This is a genomic window from Streptomyces sp. Ru73 (genome assembly GCF_002920575.1).
In the GTDB taxonomy this organism is placed as follows: Bacteria; Actinomycetota; Actinomycetes; order Streptomycetales; family Streptomycetaceae; genus Streptomyces.
Genome location: NZ_PQSQ01000137.1, coordinates 1 through 15,612 on the forward strand (window position 1 = coordinate 1; position 15,612 = coordinate 15,612).

Genomic DNA, 15,612 nt, shown 5'->3' on the forward strand with positions numbered 1-15,612 from the left:
CGCGGGGCGGGGGAGGCGCAGGACGACGCCGGGGGGCGGAATTCCGCCAAGGACGACGCGCGGCCGGTGGCCGGTTCCGGTAGGGGGCCGGAGCTTCGTACGTCTCTCCCGCCCCAGGTACGCCAGGCCGTCACCAGTGCCGTGGCCCATCTCGCCGAGCTGCGGGCCGCCGGGCGCGGCGGTGAGGCGCACGCCGTCCTGTGCGCCGCGGCCCGCCGCCCCGCGGAGGAACTGCCGCACATCGCCGACGAGCTGGAGCGCAGCGGTCTGGCCGCCGACGTGTCCACGCTGCTGTGGGAGGTGGCCTGCCTGCCGCCGGGACCGCTCGCAGCCGCGGCCGGCGCGCTGGCCGCCGCCGGGCGCGTCCAGGACTGCGTGAGCCTGCTGCGGCAGGGCGTGGCGCGTCCGGTCGGCGAGGTGGGGGACGCCGCGCTCGCCCTGCGGGAGGCGGGCCGTCCGGCCGAGGCACGCGAGCTGCTGGCCGCCATGGTCCGGGCGCGTACCGCGGAGGAGGCGGCCGGGGCGGCGACGGCCACGGGTGCCACCGAGGCGCTGGTGCCGCTGCTGCTGGAGGCCGCGGAGACGGTGTCCGAACACCGCCGCCGGGACGTCGTCCACGCGCTGCGGACGGCCGGCGTGCCGGACCGCCTCCTCGGCGTCCGCTGACCCCATGCGCACCACGGCCCACGGCAGTTCGCACGGCCGTTCCCCCCGGGGGCGGGGATCGGCCGTGCGGCACGGCCGAGATGGTCTTGCCACGGTGCGGAAGCCGTCCTACGGTCACCTCCACACGCGTAGAGCTCGCGCTGACCGGTTGTTCGACGCCCTGGCGAAGGAGCAGCTCATGGCCGATGTCGTACGTGCCGCACTGGTGCAGGCGACCTGGACGGGCGATACCGAGTCGATGATCGCCAAACACGAGGAGCACGCCCGCGCGGCCGCCGCCCAGGGCGCGAAGGTGATCGGCTTCCAGGAGGTCTTCAACGCCCCGTACTTCTGCCAGGTGCAGGAGCCGGAGCACTACCGCTGGGCGGAGCCGGTGCCGGACGGCCCGACCGTCCGCCGGATGCAGGAGCTGGCCCGCGAGACGGGCATGGTCGTCGTCGTCCCGGTCTTCGAGGTCGAGCAGTCCGGCTTCTACTACAACACCGCGGCCGTCATCGACGCCGACGGCACGGTCCTCGGCACGTACCGCAAGCACCACATCCCGCAGGTCAAGGGGTTCTGGGAGAAGTACTACTTCAAGCCGGGCAACAAGGGCTGGCCGGTGTTCGACACCGCGGTCGGCCGGATCGGCGTCTACATCTGCTACGACCGGCACTTTCCCGAGGGCTGGCGCCAGCTCGGCCTGAACGGCGCCCAGCTCGTCTACAACCCCTCCGCCACCTCCCGCGGCCTGTCCGCCTACCTCTGGCAGCTGGAGCAGCCGGCCGCAGCGGTCGCCAACGAGTACTTCGTCGCCGCGATCAACCGGGTCGGGGTCGAGGAGTACGGCGACAACGACTTCTACGGCACCAGCTACTTCGTCGACCCGCGCGGGCAGTTCGTCGGCGACGTGGCCAGTGACACCAAGGAGGAACTGGTCGTCCGTGACCTGGACTTCGGGCTGATCGACGAGGTCCGGCAGCAGTGGGCGTTCTACCGCGACCGCCGTCCCGACGCGTACGAAGGGCTGGTGCAGCCGTGACCGACCACCGCACCGACGCCGTGGGGCTGCACGCCCGGCACCGTTCCGTCCTGCCCGAGTGGCTGACCCTGCTCTACGACCGGCCGATCGAGCTGACGCACGGCGAGGGCCGGCACGTCTGGGACTCGGACGGCAACCGCTACCTCGACTTCTTCGGCGGCATCCTCACCACGATGACCGCGCACGCGCTGCCCGAGGTGACCAAGGCCGTCGCCGAGCAGGCCGGCCGCATCATCCACACCTCCACGCTCTACCTCTCCCGGCCGATGGTCGAGCTGGCCGAGCGGATCGCGGCGCTCTCCGGCATCCCCGACGCGCGGGTCTTCTTCACCACCTCCGGTACGGAGGCCAACGACGCGGCGCTGCTGCTGGCGACCACGTACCGCCGCTCGAACCAGATCCTGGCCATGCGCAACAGCTACCACGGCCGGTCCTTCTCGGCCGTGGGCGTCACCGGCAACCAGAGCTGGTCGCCGACCAGCCTCTCGCCGCTGCAGACGCTGTGGGTGCACGGCGGGGTGCGCAGCCGCGGCCCGTTCGCGCACCTCAGCGACGCGCAGTACATCGAGGCGTGCGTCGCCGACCTCAAGGACGTGCTCCAGCAGACGTCCGGCGGGGTGGCGGCGCTGATCGCCGAGCCGGTGCAGGGCGTCGGCGGCTTCACCAACCCGCCCGACGGGCTGTACGCGGCCTTCCGCGAGGTGCTGGCGGAGCACGGCATCCTCTGGATCAGCGACGAGGTGCAGACCGGCTGGGGCCGTACGGGTGACCACTTCTGGGGCTGGCAGGCGCACGCCGCGAGCGGCCCGCCGGACCTGCTGACCTTCGCCAAGGGCATCGGCAACGGCATGTCCATCGGCGGCGTGGTGGCCCGCGCCGAGGTGATGAACTGCCTCGGCGCCAACTCCATCTCCACCTTCGGCGGCAGCCCGGTCACCATGGCGGCGGGCCTGGCCAACCTCACCTACCTCCTCGAACACGACCTCCAGGGCAACGCGCGGCGCGTCGGCGGGCTGCTCATCGAGCGGCTGCGGGCGGTGGCGGCGGGGCTGGACATCGTGCGCGAAGTACGCGGGCGCGGCCTGATGATCGGCATCGAGCTGGTCGAGCCGGGCACGGGTGAGCCGTCGCCGCGGGCCGCGGCCGCCGTCACCGAGGCGGCGCGCGAACGCGGCCTGCTCATCGGCAAGGGCGGCCTGAACGGCGCGGCCCTGCGCATCGCGCCGCCGCTGTCCCTGACCGTCGCGGAGGCGGAGGAGGGCGCGGGCCTGCTCGACGACGCGCTCCGGGCAGCGCAGAAGCGGCTCGCGGAGACGGCGACCGGCTGACCGCCGCGGGGGCTCGCGCGGTGGCCGGGCTCAGCTGCACTGTGGCTGAGCGCGCAGTTCCCCGCGCCCCCGAAGGGGCGCGGGGAACTGCGCGAGCGACGCACACGGTGGGGCAGCCGGGGGCCGGCGCGAACCCTTACGGCGGTGCCTGCCGGCGAAGCCGGCCGCGGTCGCGCAGGCCCGCCCGACCGCTGATCATCGGAGGCATGGCCATGCCTCCGATGCCCGCCCTGCGGCCCATGCTCGCCACGCCGGGCCCGCTGCCGACCGACGGCACCGGCTCCCAGTGGGCGTACGAGGTGAAGTGGGACGGCGTGCGCTGTCTCGCCGAGGCGCCGGGCGACGGCTCCCTGCGGCTGGTCACCCGGGCCGGCAACGACGCGACCCGCACCTACCCCGAGCTGACCGGCCTCGGCGAGCGGCTGCGCGGCCGGTCCGCCGTCCTCGACGGCGAGGTCGTCGTGCTCGACGAGGCGGGGCGCCCGGACTTCGGGCTGCTGCAGCGCCGGATGAACGTGGCGGACGCCCGCCGCAGTGGCCGGCTGCTCGCCGACCACCCCGTCCACCTCGTCCTCTTCGACCTGCTGTACCTGGACGGGCGGCCGCTGCTGGACGCCCCGTACGAGGAGCGCAGGGACCTGCTGGCGGGCCTGGAGCTGGCGGCGCCGGAGTGGTCGACGCCCGGCCACGTGGTGGGGCAGGGCGCCGAGGTGTGGGAGACGACGCGGGAGAACGGCCTGGAGGGGGTGGTCGCCAAGCGGCTCGGCTCCCGCTACACGCCGGGCCTGCGGTCCGCCGACTGGCGCAAGACCAAGCACGTCCGCACCCTCGACGTGGTGATCGGCGGCTGGTGGGAGGGGCGCGGCGGGATCACCGGGCTGCCCGGCTCGGTGCTGGCGGGCGTCGAGGAGGCGGACGGGCTGCGGTACGCCGGTTCGGTCGGCTCGGGCCTGTCCGGCCGCGAACGGCACGAGCTGGCCCGGTACTTCGAGGTCCTCGCGCGCGGCACGTCCCCGTTCACCGGCCCCGTGGACGTGCCGGGCGCGCACTGGCTGGAGCCCCGGCTGGTCGCCGAGGTCGGCTACTCCGGCTGGACGGCCCAGGGCCGCCTCCGCCACCCCACCTGGCACCGCCTCCGTCCCGACCTCACCCGTCTGGACTGACCGCACGGGGCCGGGCAGCCGGCAGCCGGGGCCGCCACCTCACCGCCGCCGCTTCGCGCGCGGCAGGCGCTTCGCGCGGTTGAGGTTGATCAGCGGGCCCAGCAGGTCGCCGTACCGCTCGCGGCGCTCCGCGATGTCGCCGATGAGGAAGTGCAGGTCCGCCGGGTCGGTGCAGTCGGCGATCTCGTCCCAGGTGACCGGCGTGGACACGGTCGGCTCGCTGCGGGCGCGCACGGTGTACGGGGCCGCCGTGGTCTTCGCCGCGCTGTTCTGGCTGAAGTCGAGGAAGACCTTGCCGGGCCGCAGCGCCTTGGTCATCCGGTGCACCACCTGGCCGGGCAGCTCGTGCTCCGCCTCCACCGCGATGTCCTTGGCGTACGCGCTGACGTCGTCCGAGGGCGTGGGCTCGATGGGCACGAGCAGGTGCAGGCCCTTGGAGCCCGAGGTCTTGGCGTACACGTTCAGGCCGTCGGCCGACAGCCTCTCGTGCAGCCAGCCGGCGACCGCGCAGCAGTCGACGATGGTGGCGGGCGCGCCGGGGTCCAGGTCCCAGACCATCCGGTCGGCGATGCCGGGGTCGTCGATGCGCCACTGCGGGACGTGCAGCTCGACGACGAGGTTGGCCGCCCACATCAGGGACGCGGTGTCCTGCAGCACCACCTGGCGGCCGGTCTTGCCGCTCCGGCGGGTCAGATCGACGGTCTTCACCCAGGCGGGGGTACCGGGCGGCACGTTCTTGGTGAAGAACGTCTCGCCGTCCGGCCCGTCGGGGTAGCGCAGGAAGGAGACCGGGCGGTCGTGGAGGTGGGCGAGCATCGCGCCCGCGGTCAGCGCGTAGTAGTGCAGCACCTCGCCCTTGGTCGTCCCGGTGGCCGGGTACAGCACCTTGTCCAGCCTCGTGACCGTCAGCCGGCGTCCCTCGATCTCGGTGATCGGCATACCCTGAGAGTCCCATGAATCGGGACAAAAGGGACAAAAAACAAGGGACGCACGCATGAGATCCATCTGGAACGGGTCGATCTCCTTCGGCCTGGTCAGCATCCCGGTGAAGATGTACAGCGCGACGGACAGCGCCTCGGCGGTCTCCTTCGTCCAGATCCACGAGAAGGACGGCGGCCGCATCCGCTACCGCAAGGTCTGCGAGCTGGACGGCGAGGAGGTGCCCCAGGAGGAGATCGGCAAGGGGTACCAGGCCGCCTCCGACCTCATCGTCCCGCTCAGCGACGCCGACCTCGCCCAGCTGCCGCTGCCCACCGCCAAGACGCTGACCATCCTGGCGTTCGTCGACGCCGCCGACATCGACCCGCTGCAGATGGACAAGGCGTACTACCTCGGCGCCAACGGCCCGTCGGCGGCCAAGCCGTACGTCCTGCTGCGCGACGCGCTGGTGCACCACGAGAAGGTGGCCATCGGCAAGGTCGCGCTGCGCAACCGCGAGACCCTGGCCATGCTCCGGGTGCACGACGACGCGATCGTGATGCACGCCCTGCTCTGGCCGGACCAGATCCGCTCCCCGGCCGGGCTGGCGCCCAAGGAGAACGTCCAGATCAGGGACAACGAGCTGACCCTCGCCGAGACCCTGATGGACTCGCTCGGCGAGCTGGACCCGGCCGAGCTGCACGACGACTACCGGGACGCCGTCGAGGAGCTGGTCTCCGCGAAGCTGGAGGGCGGTGAGCCCGCCGTGCCGTCGGAGGGGCCCAAGCGGGGCGGCAAGGTCATCGACCTGATGGCGGCCCTGGAGGACAGCGTGCGCGCCGCCCAGCGGGAGCGCGGCGGCGGGGACGAGGAGGAGGGCGAGGGCGGCTCCGTCACCCGGCTGCGCCGGAAGTCCGGGCAGGCCGCGGAAGCCGCTGAGGAGGAGGGTGCGGAGCGCCCGGCCCGGAAGGCCGCGGCGCGGACGGCGAAGAAGACGGCCGGGAAGGGGGGCACCGCCAAGAAGACGGCCGCGAAGCCGGCCACGGCGAAGAAGACGGCGGGGAAGACCGGTACGTCGGGCGGGAAGACCGGTACGGCCGCGGGGAAGGGCGGCTCGGACGGGAAGACGGCGGCGAAGAAGACCCCGGCGAAGCGCGCCGCGTCACGCCGGAAGGCCGGCTGAGCGGCCGGCACGGCCGGCCCGTGCGGGCGGGGCCGTGCGGGAGACGGGGCGGGGTCCCGGCCCCGGTGGAGCGGCGCCCGGCGCGATGCCCGGAGTGCTGCCCGCCGCCCTTCACGTGCCCGCGAGGACCGCCCGTACGGTCTTGCCGCCGCTGCGGTCCGCGGTGATGTCGAACTGCCGGGCCAGCAGTCCCACGATGGCCATGCCCCGGCCGCCGGTCGCGTCCTCCGTGAGCGGCTTGACGGCGGGGGTGCGCGGGTCGTCGTCGTGCACCTCGATGGTCACGCCGCTCGCCGCGGCGCTCAGCCGCAGCCGGCAGCGGCTGTTGCCGTGCCGCACGGCGTTGGTGACCAGCTCGGACACGATGAGCACCGCTTCGTCCACCCGGCCGGACACCCCGTCGGGCATCGCCGGATGGCCGAGGAAGCCACTGGTCAACCTCCTGGCCCAGCGGGCCGACGCGGCTTCCCGCGGCAGCGCGTACTCGACGCGCGCGGCGCGGTTCCTGCTCGCGTGCATGGGTCTCACTCCCTCCCGTGACGGTGGCGGAGGGATGCCGGTCACTGCGTCGGCCCCTCCACCCGTGGCCCGTGCGATCACGCACGGCCTGCCGACGGGAGCGGTCATTCCCGCTCGCCGCCGCGCCAACCATCAAGAACCCGTTTGCCGACCCGCTGTGACGGAGTGAACACCCGCAGGCGGGAGGCGACCCGCGCTGCCGGGCGTACGAGGGCCCGGACGGGGCAGGCGCAGGGGGACCGGCGTACGCCCGCGCCGGACGGATCAAGCCGATCCCGGCAGCCGCGCGGCGCCGCCGGACGGTCCCGTACGGCCCGGGAACGGCCCGCCGGCCGTCCCCCCGTGCCATCCGGAGGCCCCGATTCGCTTCCACCGCTAACGATGGTTTACTATTCAAGAGAAGTGAGGGGCGGTACGGCACCGCCGGGCCCCTCGCTCACCGGCGCCCCCGCGGCAACCGCGGCCGCGCCCCCACACACCAGCCCCGGCCGGCTTCCCCCGTCTGGCCGGGGCTTCCCCCTTTCCGGACGCGGTGCGCCGACGGTCTACGCCGGGTCCGGCCGGTGGCGCAGACCCCCGCCGACGGCCCGGCCTACGCCGGGTCGAACTCCAGGACCTCCTCCACCGGACGCCGTGGCGTCGCCGTACCCCGCGGCCCGTACCCGAAGCGCAGCACCATCTGGACCAGGCCGTGTCCGGAGACCGGCTCGCGCAGCGGCCAGCGCAGCTCCGGCCACTCCAGCGACTGCGTGACGAACGAGCTGGAGAGCCCCTCCAGGGTGGCGGCGAGCAGGGTGCGCTGCATCGCCTGGCCGGCGCGCAGCCAGTCCACGGGCCGGTCCCGCTCGGTGCTGAGCAGCGCGAGGTGCGGATGGCTCTCGAAGGCGGCCGACTCCCGGCCCGGCACCTCGGCACCGGCGGCGAAGTCCCGTACCGGGGCCCGCCCGCCGCGCCGCTTCGGCCCGAAGGCGTACGCGGGCACCCCGTCGACCGCCGACTCCGCTTCCGCGCCGGTCCGGGTCCACTCCGCCAGATCCGGGCGGACCGGGCCCTGCTCCCGGCTGCCGCCGCCCGCGCCGCCCGCCAGCGGATCGGTGCCCGCGTCGTGCTCGCCCGCGGCGGCCGTGCGGTCCCGCTCCTCGCCCTCCTCGGCCAGCTCCAGCACCAGCTGCAGGTGCCAGCCGACCGGGAAGGAGAGCGCGGCACCCTCCTGCTCGGCGGCGTGCCGCAGGCCGGTGAGCTGGGCGGCGCTCAGCCCGGTCTCCTCGAAGGGGTACCGGCTGGTGTGCCGCTCGTGGACCGCGGGGTGCAGCCGGCGCAGCCGCTCGATGCCGCCGTCCGCCTCGCCCTCGGGAGCCAGCTCCACGGACGCGAGCAGTCCGGGCCGGTCCGGGTCGGGCAGCAGCGTCGTACGCACCGGCAGGCCGGCATGGGCGGCCGAGACCCGCAGGTTGAACAGGGCGGCGCCGCAGCCGATGTGCAGCGCGCGGCCGTCGGGGTCCGCCTGCGGCAGGGCGCGCTCCGGGTCCGCCCACACCTGCAGGGTGCGGCAGCCGGGCGAGCACCGGAACCGCCAGGGCTGCGCGTTGTGCATCGACGGGGCGGCGATCGCGTCGGTCACCAGCGCCGTCACGGTCAGGTCGTCGGCTGCCTGAGTGTCCACCGGGTCCTCCAGGAGGGCGGTCGGCCGGGCGTGGGGCCTCCTCCAGGGTGGCCCGGCGCGTGCCACGGCGCATCGGGAGAAGGGAAAACCGGCAGCGGTTTTGCAATACGGAAACAATTTTCCGTATCGCGGTGTTCGGTGTCACACTTCCGGGATCTTCAATGCCCTGCGCAGGCCGCGGGTGCCGACCTACGCTGCCCGTATGAGTGCACACTTTGACGTCGTCGTCCTCGGCGCGGGCCCGGGTGGGTACGTCGCCGCGATCCGCGCGGCCCAGCTCGGCCGCAGCGTGGCGGTCATCGAGGAGAAGTACTGGGGCGGGGTCTGCCTCAACGTGGGCTGCATCCCCTCCAAGGCCCTGCTGCGCAACGCGGAGCTCGCGCACCTCTTCACGCAGGAGGCCAAGACCTTCGGCATCCGGGCGAGCGGCGAGGTGACGTTCGACTACGGCGCCGCCTTCGCCCGCAGCCGCAAGGTCGCGGACGGCCGCGTCAAGGGCGTGCACTACCTCATGAAGAAGAACAAGATCACCCAGTACGAGGGCCGCGGCACCTTCGCCGACCCGCACACCCTCCAGGTCGCGCTCTCCGACGGCGGCTCCGAGACCGTCACCTTCGACCACTGCATCATCGCCGCGGGCGCCACCACCAAGCTGCTGCCCGGCACTTCCCTCAGCGAGCGGGTGGTGACGTACGAGGAGCAGATCCTCAGCGAGGAGCTGCCCCGCAGCATCATCATCGCGGGCGCCGGCGCCATCGGCGTGGAGTTCGCCTACGTCCTGCGCAACTACGGCGTGGACGTCACGATCGTGGAGTTCCTGGACCGGCTGGTGCCGCTGGAGGACGCCGAGGTCTCCGCCGAACTGGCCAAGCGGTACAAGCGCCTGGGCATCAAGCTGCTGACCGGCACCCGCGTCGAGGGCATCGACGACGACGGCAGCGGCACCGTGCAGGTGCACGTCAGCACCGGCGGACAGGAGCAGACGCTGGAGGCCGACAAGGTGCTCCAGGCGATCGGCTTCCAGCCCCGCACCGAGGGCTACGGCCTGGAGAACACCGGCGTGAAGCTCACCGAGCGCGGCGCCATCGACGTCGACGGGCGCTGCCGGACGAGCGTGCCGCACCTCTTCGCCATCGGCGACGTCACCGCCAAGCTGATGCTCGCGCACGCCGCCGAGTCCATGGGCATCGTCGCCGCCGAGACGATCGCGGACGCGGAGACCATGGAGCTGGACTACGTCATGATCCCGCGCGCGACGTACTGCCAGCCGCAGATCGCCAGCTTCGGGTGGACCGAGGAACAGGCCCGCGAGCAGGGCTTCGACGTGCAGGTCGCGAAGTTCCCGTTCACCGCGAACGGCAAGGCGCACGGCCTCGGCGACGCCACCGGCTTCGTCAAGATCCTCAGCGACGCGCGGTACGGCGAACTCCTCGGCGCCCACCTCATCGGTCCCGAAGTCACCGAGCTGCTGCCGGAGTTGACGCTGGCTCAGCAGTGGGATCTGACCGTCCACGAGGTGGCCAGGAACGTCCACGCGCACCCGACGCTCGGCGAGGCCGTCAAGGAGGCCGTGCACGGGCTCGCCGGACACATGATCAATATGTGACGGGCCAGGCCACCCCCCTGATCGCGGCACTCCGTGCCCCCTGCGCACCGAGCCGAAAACGAGCGCTCGCGCCGCGCGGCCCGGCGACAATGAAGGCCGGGCGTCCGGTGACGGTGACGGACGGTTGTGGGGGAGTGGGGCCCGTGAGCCGAGGAAAGAGGCGCATCCGGCGGCGGACGCCGGATGCGCTGCCGGTGACGCGCAGCGAACGGCTGCTGTTCGGCGGCGCGCTGCGGTACGACCTGTCGTTCACCCGGCACGAACAGCCGCTGCTGCGGCTGACGTTCTGGCAGATGGCGCGGCAGTTCCCCGCGATGGCGGCCCTCGTGGCCCGGGCCGCCTGGCGGGAGGACCGGCGGGCCCTGCTGGCGCTGCTCGGCGCCGAGGTCGGCCAGGGGCTGACCCGCGCCTTCGTCCTGGTGGCCACCAACCGGGTGCTGGTCGCGCTGTTCGCCGGCGGGCCGACCGTGGAGCGATTACGCCAGGCCCTGCCCGCGCTGCTGGCCGGCTGCGCCGTCGCCGCCGTGGCCGCGCTGCTCTCGGCCGTGTCGGTCGCCGCCTCCGGACGGCTGGAGCCCAAGGTCGAGCGGGCCTGCACCGCCCGCTTCTACCGCGGCGCCGTCCGGGTGGAGCTGGCGGCCCTGGAGGACGCGGACTTCCACCGCACGCTGGACGCCGGGCGCTTCGGCACCGACTCCGTCCGCATGATGCTCCGCTCCTCGGTCACGGTCGTCAACGCGCTGATCGCGCTGCTCGCCTCCGCCGCCGTACTGGCCCTCCTGCACCCGCTGCTCGTCCTGATGCTCGTACTGATCGCCGCGCCCAAGGGCTGGGGTGCGGTCCTCTCCGCCCGCCGGCAGTACGCCTCGCGGCATGCCTGGATCGAGCACCGGCGCGCCATATCCGTCGTCACCCAGAAGATCACCGACCACCACTGCGCCCCCGAACTGCGCGTGCACGGCGCCGGCCGGATGCTGACCGACGCCTATGACGACATGTCGATGACGATGGAGAAGGAGCAGCAGCGGCTGGCCACCGCCGAGGCCGCCACCCAGACCGCGGCGGCCGCCGTCTCCGGCCTCGCCACGCTCGCCGCCTACGGCGTCCTGTGGCTGCTGCTGACCGGCGGCGGCATGCCGCTGGCGGTGGCCGGCACGGCGGTCATCGCGGTACGCAGCGCGGGCGCGGGGCTGACCGCCCTCGTCATGCAGGTCAACCGGCTCTACGAAGAGGCCATGTACCTCAAGGACCTCCAGGACGCCTGCGAGGGCGCCGAGGACCAGGCCATCCCGGCCGGCGGCGTCCCCGTCCCCAGGCCGCTCACCGAAATCCGCCTGGAGGGCGTGAGCTTCACCTACCCCGGCGCACCGGAACCGGCACTGCGCGGGATCGACCTCACCATCCCGCGCGGCCGCGTCGTCGCGCTGGTCGGCGCGAACGGCTCGGGCAAGACCACCCTCGCCAAGCTCGTCGCCGGGCTGTATCTGCCGACCACGGGGCGGCTGACCTGGAACGGCGTCGACCTGCGCGAGGCGGACAGGGACGCGGTGTTCGACCAGGTCGCGGTGCTCGGGCAGGACTTCCCGCGGTGGCCGATGACCGCACGCGCCAACGTCCACATCGGCCGCAGCGACCAGCCGGCCGACCAGGAGCGCATCGAGCGCGCCGCGGCCGAGGCGGGCGCAGCGGGCCTCGTCGAGGGGCTGCCGCACGGCTGGGACAGCCTGGTGGTCAAGGGCTTCGAGCGCGGCACGGACCTCTCCGGCGGCCAGTGGCAGCGGCTGGGCAGCGCCCGCGCCCGGTACCGCGGAGCGCCACTGCTGATCGTCGACGAGCCGACCGCGGCACTCGACCCGCAGGCCGAGGTCGAGGCGTTCCGCGCGCTGCGCTCGCTCGCCGACGACGGCACCACCGTCCTGCTGATCACGCACCGGCTGGCGGCCACCGCCACCGCCGACCTGATCTACGTACTGGACCGCGGCCGGCTGGCCGGCGCCGGCACCCACCGTGAGCTGATGTCCGTACCGGGCGGCCTCTACCGCGCGATGTACGAACTCCAGGCCGCCCAGTACGGCATGGACGGCACGTCCGGCACCGCGCCGCGGACCAACGGCGTGCCGCGGCCCAGCAGCACCGGCACCGGCTCGGGCGATTCCCATGTCGACCGCGTCCAGGGGTAACCCGCCGCACCGCCTGCCGTCCGCCCCGCTGCGCCCGCGCCGTCCCGGCCCGCTCGCGAGCACGCTGCGGGACGTCCTGGGCTGCCTCGGGGTGATCGTGGCGGCGGTGCTGGTCTCGCTGCTGTGCGTGCTGCTCTCGCAGGCGTTCCCGCAACTCGCGGAGATCTCGCCCTGACCCCGCGGTGGCCCGGTCCGCCGGGCCCCGCGGCTCTACGCCTGTAGATCTCCACGTTCTTGACACATAATCACACCGCAATGGTCACGCGGTGGGAATTGTGGTGATGGCACGCTGCCTCCGGCCGGTCATTCACCGGCCGGCCCCGGTCCGCACCCCCCACCCTTCGGCGGACCGGCCACGCGCATGGGGGAGAGGACACCACTCGTGGACACATCCCGCACCACCGCTCGGCGCAGAATCGTCACGGCACTCACCGGTACGGCCCTGCTCGCGCTGGCCGTCCAGATACCGGCCAGCGCGGCCCCCGAGCCCGTCCCTCAGCACGGCGCCACCGCCGCCGCGTACGCCACCACCGCGTACGACGACACGTACTACAAGGACGCGGAGGGCAAGACCGGCCCGGAGCTCAAGTCCGCGCTGCACAAGATCATCAGTTCTGGCGTCAGCAAGCTCAGTTACAGCCAGGTCTGGGACGCGCTGAAGGTCACCGACCAGGACCCCAAGAACTCCGGCAACGTCATCCTGCTCTACACCGGCCGTTCGCAGAGCAAGGACGACAACGGCGGCGACCCCGACCAGTGGAACCGGGAGCACGTCTGGGCCAAGTCGCACGGCGACTTCGGCACCTCCACCGGGCCCGGCACCGACATCCACCACCTCCGCCCGGCCGACGTCTCGGTCAACAGCACCCGCGGCAACAAGGACTTCGACAACGGCGGCAGCGAGGTCGGCGAGGCGCCCGGCAACTACACCGACGGCGACTCCTTCGAGCCCCGCGACGCCGTCAAGGGCGACGTCGCGCGCATGATCCTCTACATGGCGGTCCGGTACGACGGCGACGACGGCTTCCCCGACCTGGAGCCCAACGACAAGGTCGACAACGGCTCGGCGCCCGCCATCGGCAAGCTCAGCGTCCTGAAGGCGTGGAGCGAGCAGGACCCGCCGGACGACTTCGAGAAGAACCGCAACCAGGTCATCTTCGACAAGTACCAGCACAACCGGAACCCGTTCATCGACCACCCCGAGTGGGTCGACGCCATCTGGTGAACCGTTCCGGCGGTCAGGAGCGGCCGCCGTCCCGTGCGGCGGCCACCATCCGCTCTCCCAGCTCCCGCAGGTAGTCGCGGAGTTCGGGCGGCTCGTGCACCTCGAACGCCACGCCGAGCAGCGCGAGCCGGACCGCCAGCCAGTCCAGCGCGTCACCGCCGGTCAGGAGCCGGCAGCGGCCGCCGGGCAGCGGCTCCAGCACGCCGCCGCCCGGCGGCACCCGGCGCGCCGCGTCCTCGGCCGTGGTGTGCAGGGTGATCACCGCGCGGTGCCGGGCGCGGTGCCCGGTGACCGACTCGGCGACGTAGGACGCGGCGTCGCCCCCGGGCAGCGCACGCTCCGCCGACCGCGCACCCGTGGCCAGCGGCTCGCGCACCCGGTCGGCCCGGAAGGTCCGCCAGTCCGCGCGGTCCAGGTCGTACCCGACCAGGTACCACCGCTGGTCGGCGCTGACCAGGCGGTACGGCTCGACGTGCCGCCGCGTGGGCGCACCGTCGCCGCGGCCCGCGTACGTGAACCGCAGCCGCTCCCCGAGATGGCACGCGGCGGCCAGCGCGCTCAGCACCTCCGGGTCCGTGCTGGGCGCGGTGCCGCCGCCGGTGAGCAGCCCGTACAGCGGGTCGGTGGTCTCCCGGAGCGCGGCGACCCGGCGGCGCAGCCGGCCGGGCAGCACCTGCTCCAGCTTGGCCAGGGCGCGTACCGAGGTCTCCGCCACGCCGGTCACCGCGCCGCCCGCCGCAGCGTGCAGCCCGACCGCGACGGCCACCGCCTCGTCGTCCTCCAGCAGCAGCGGCGGCATGGCCGTGCCGGCGGCCAGCCGGTAGCCGCCGACGGCCCCGACCGTCGCGTCGACCGGATAGCCCAGCTCGCGCAGCCTGCCCACGTCCCGGCGGACCGTCCGCTCGGACACGCCGAGCCGGCCGGCCAGCTCCGGGCCGGTGTGCTCGCGGCCGGTCTGCAGCAGGGAGAGCAGCTTCAGCAGCCGGGCCGGGGTGTCACTCACGGGCGCTCACGCCTTCCAGGGTGCGGGAGAAGCAGGACAGGAACTGTCCTGCTTCCCTCCTAGCGTGCCCGGTATGACCGACGTGAGCACCCTCCGCATCACCCGAGCCCGTACGCACAACCTCAAGGACGTGACGCTGGAGATCCCCCGCGGCCGGCTGACCGTCTTCACCGGCGTCTCCGGGTCCGGCAAGTCCTCGCTGGTCTTCGGCACGATCGCCGTGGAGTCGCAGCGGCAGCTCGGCGAGAGCTTCGGCTGGTACCTGCGCAACCGGATGCCCCGGCACGAACGCCCCGACGTGGACGCCATCGAGGGGCTGTCCCCGGCGATCGTGGTGGACCAGCGCCCCGTCGGCGGCAACGCCCGCTCCACCGTCGGCACCATGACCGACATCCACGCCGTGCTGCGGGTGCTGTACTCGCGGTGCGGCACGCCCAGCGCGGGGGAGGCGTCCGCGTACTCGTTCAACGACCCGGCCGGGATGTGCCCGGAGTGCGACGGGCTGGGCAAGGTGGTCCGGCTCGACCTCGAACGGGCCCTGGACACCAGCAAGTCGTTGAACGAAGGGGCGATCCGGCTGCCGATGGTCGCGGTCGGCAGCGCCTGGTGGCAGCTGTTCGCCGAGACGGGCCTGTTCGACCCGGACAAGCCGCTGGCCGAGTACACCCCGGACGAATGGGCGCTGCTGCTGTACGACGACACCGGCCGCAAGGTGCGGCGGGGCGGCGCCGGCCACCAGAACTCCTACGAAGGGCTGGTCGTCGGCTTCCGGCGGCAGTACGTCACCCGCGACACCTCGGGGCTGAGCGAGCGCCGGCGGGAGGCCGTGCGCCGCTTCGTCGCCGAGGACGTCTGCCCGGACTGCGACGGCGCGCGGCTCAACGAGGCGGCCCGCAAGACCCGGGTGGCCGGGCTGACGCTCGCCGAGATGACGGCCCTGGAGGCGGACGAGCTGATCACCGTGCTGCGCGACGTCGACGACCCGGTGGGCGGGCCGGTCGCCGCACAGGCGGTCGCGGCCCTGGAACGCCTCGTCGGCATCGGGCTCGGCTACCTGAGCATGGACCGCGAGACCGGCACCCTCTCCGGCGGCGAGGCCCCAGCGGCTGAAGACCGTACGCCACCTCGGCTCCAGCC

Annotated in this window: 12 protein-coding genes and 2 pseudogenes; 10 read left to right on the forward strand and 4 right to left on the reverse strand. The window is 73.5% G+C overall.

The features are described from left to right. The 4 genes and pseudogenes from C3486_RS34015 to ligD (C3486_RS34030) all read left to right on the forward strand — a co-directional run. Positions 1 to 666, forward strand: a pseudogene (locus tag C3486_RS34015) (hypothetical protein); the annotation flags it as partial. A gap of 178 nt (positions 667 to 844) precedes the next feature. Next, entirely contained in the window at positions 845 to 1,687 is an 843-nt protein-coding gene (locus C3486_RS34020) for a nitrilase-related carbon-nitrogen hydrolase (RefSeq protein WP_103836733.1), read from the forward strand. Next, positions 1,684 to 3,015, forward strand: coding sequence for an aspartate aminotransferase family protein (locus tag C3486_RS34025; protein ID WP_103836723.1), 1,332 nt, complete (start codon positions 1,684 to 1,686; stop codon positions 3,013 to 3,015). Before C3486_RS34020 ends, C3486_RS34025 begins: the two co-directional genes overlap by 4 nt. Before the next feature lie 212 nt (positions 3,016 to 3,227). Then, entirely contained in the window at positions 3,228 to 4,178 is a 951-nt protein-coding gene (gene ligD, locus C3486_RS34030) for a non-homologous end-joining DNA ligase (RefSeq protein WP_103836734.1), read from the forward strand. 39 nt (positions 4,179 to 4,217) lie between these two features. Here the strand turns inward: ligD (C3486_RS34030) and ligD (C3486_RS34035) are convergent, their stop codons facing one another. Continuing rightward, positions 4,218 to 5,117, reverse strand: coding sequence for a non-homologous end-joining DNA ligase (ligD, locus tag C3486_RS34035; protein WP_103836724.1), 900 nt, complete (start codon positions 5,115 to 5,117; stop codon positions 4,218 to 4,220). Positions 5,118 to 5,172: 55 nt separating this feature from the next. On the opposite strand from ligD (C3486_RS34035), the gene C3486_RS34040 reads away from it, so the two are divergent. After that, on the forward strand, positions 5,173 to 6,279 hold the full coding sequence (locus C3486_RS34040) for a Ku protein (protein ID WP_103836725.1): 1,107 nt from the start codon (positions 5,173 to 5,175) through the stop codon (positions 6,277 to 6,279). Between the two features lie 111 nt (positions 6,280 to 6,390). On the opposite strand, the gene C3486_RS34045 is transcribed toward C3486_RS34040, so the two are convergent. After that, positions 6,391 to 6,798, reverse strand: coding sequence for an ATP-binding protein (locus tag C3486_RS34045; protein ID WP_103836726.1), 408 nt, complete (start codon positions 6,796 to 6,798; stop codon positions 6,391 to 6,393). Between the two features lie 592 nt (positions 6,799 to 7,390). Then, the gene (locus C3486_RS34050; protein WP_103836727.1) at positions 7,391 to 8,461 is read right to left on the reverse strand and encodes a nitroreductase; all 1,071 of its coding nucleotides are present in this window, start codon (positions 8,459 to 8,461) and stop codon (positions 7,391 to 7,393) included. Positions 8,462 to 8,663: 202 nt separating this feature from the next. Between C3486_RS34050 and lpdA the strand changes: the two genes are divergently transcribed. The 4 genes from lpdA (at position 8,664) to C3486_RS34070 (ending at position 13,472) form a co-directional block, all read left to right on the forward strand. Then, complete coding sequence (gene lpdA / locus C3486_RS34055; protein WP_103836728.1) at positions 8,664 to 10,067, forward strand: dihydrolipoyl dehydrogenase; 1,404 nt, start codon at positions 8,664 to 8,666, stop codon at positions 10,065 to 10,067. 143 nt (positions 10,068 to 10,210) lie between these two features. Further along, the gene (locus C3486_RS34060) at positions 10,211 to 12,247 is read left to right on the forward strand and encodes an ABC transporter ATP-binding protein (protein ID WP_258053175.1); all 2,037 of its coding nucleotides are present in this window, start codon (positions 10,211 to 10,213) and stop codon (positions 12,245 to 12,247) included. Beyond that, a complete protein-coding gene (locus tag C3486_RS34065) occupies positions 12,225 to 12,422 on the forward strand; it encodes a hypothetical protein (protein ID WP_103836730.1) in 198 nt (65 codons plus the stop codon). Before C3486_RS34060 ends, C3486_RS34065 begins: the two co-directional genes overlap by 23 nt. Before the next feature lie 207 nt (positions 12,423 to 12,629). Beyond that, entirely contained in the window at positions 12,630 to 13,472 is an 843-nt protein-coding gene (locus tag C3486_RS34070; protein ID WP_258053176.1) for an endonuclease I family protein, read from the forward strand. 13 nt (positions 13,473 to 13,485) lie between these two features. Here C3486_RS34070 and C3486_RS34075 read toward each other — a convergent pair whose 3' ends face one another. Beyond that, the gene (locus tag C3486_RS34075; protein ID WP_103836732.1) at positions 13,486 to 14,475 is read right to left on the reverse strand and encodes a YafY family protein; all 990 of its coding nucleotides are present in this window, start codon (positions 14,473 to 14,475) and stop codon (positions 13,486 to 13,488) included. A 73-nt stretch (positions 14,476 to 14,548) separates the two neighbouring features. On the opposite strand from C3486_RS34075, the pseudogene C3486_RS34080 reads away from it, so the two are divergent. Continuing rightward, positions 14,549 to 15,612, forward strand: a pseudogene (locus C3486_RS34080) (excinuclease ABC subunit UvrA); the annotation flags it as partial.

What these genes read in the sequence shown, in the direction of transcription:
- lpdA (WP_103836728.1), top strand. Translation starts at nt 8,664, where the DNA reads ATGAGTGCACACTTTGACGTCGTCGTCCTCGGCGCGGGCCCGGGTGGG.
- ligD (WP_103836734.1), top strand. Translation starts at nt 3,228, where the DNA reads ATGCCTCCGATGCCCGCCCTGCGGCCCATGCTCGCCACGCCGGGCCCG.
- C3486_RS34020 (WP_103836733.1), top strand. Translation starts at nt 845, where the DNA reads ATGGCCGATGTCGTACGTGCCGCACTGGTGCAGGCGACCTGGACGGGC.
- C3486_RS34040 (WP_103836725.1), top strand. Translation starts at nt 5,173, where the DNA reads ATGAGATCCATCTGGAACGGGTCGATCTCCTTCGGCCTGGTCAGCATC.
- C3486_RS34065 (WP_103836730.1), top strand. Translation starts at nt 12,225, where the DNA reads ATGTCGACCGCGTCCAGGGGTAACCCGCCGCACCGCCTGCCGTCCGCC.
- C3486_RS34045 (WP_103836726.1), bottom strand. Translation starts at nt 6,798, where the DNA reads ATGCACGCGAGCAGGAACCGCGCCGCGCGCGTCGAGTACGCGCTGCCG.
- ligD (WP_103836724.1), bottom strand. Translation starts at nt 5,117, where the DNA reads ATGCCGATCACCGAGATCGAGGGACGCCGGCTGACGGTCACGAGGCTG.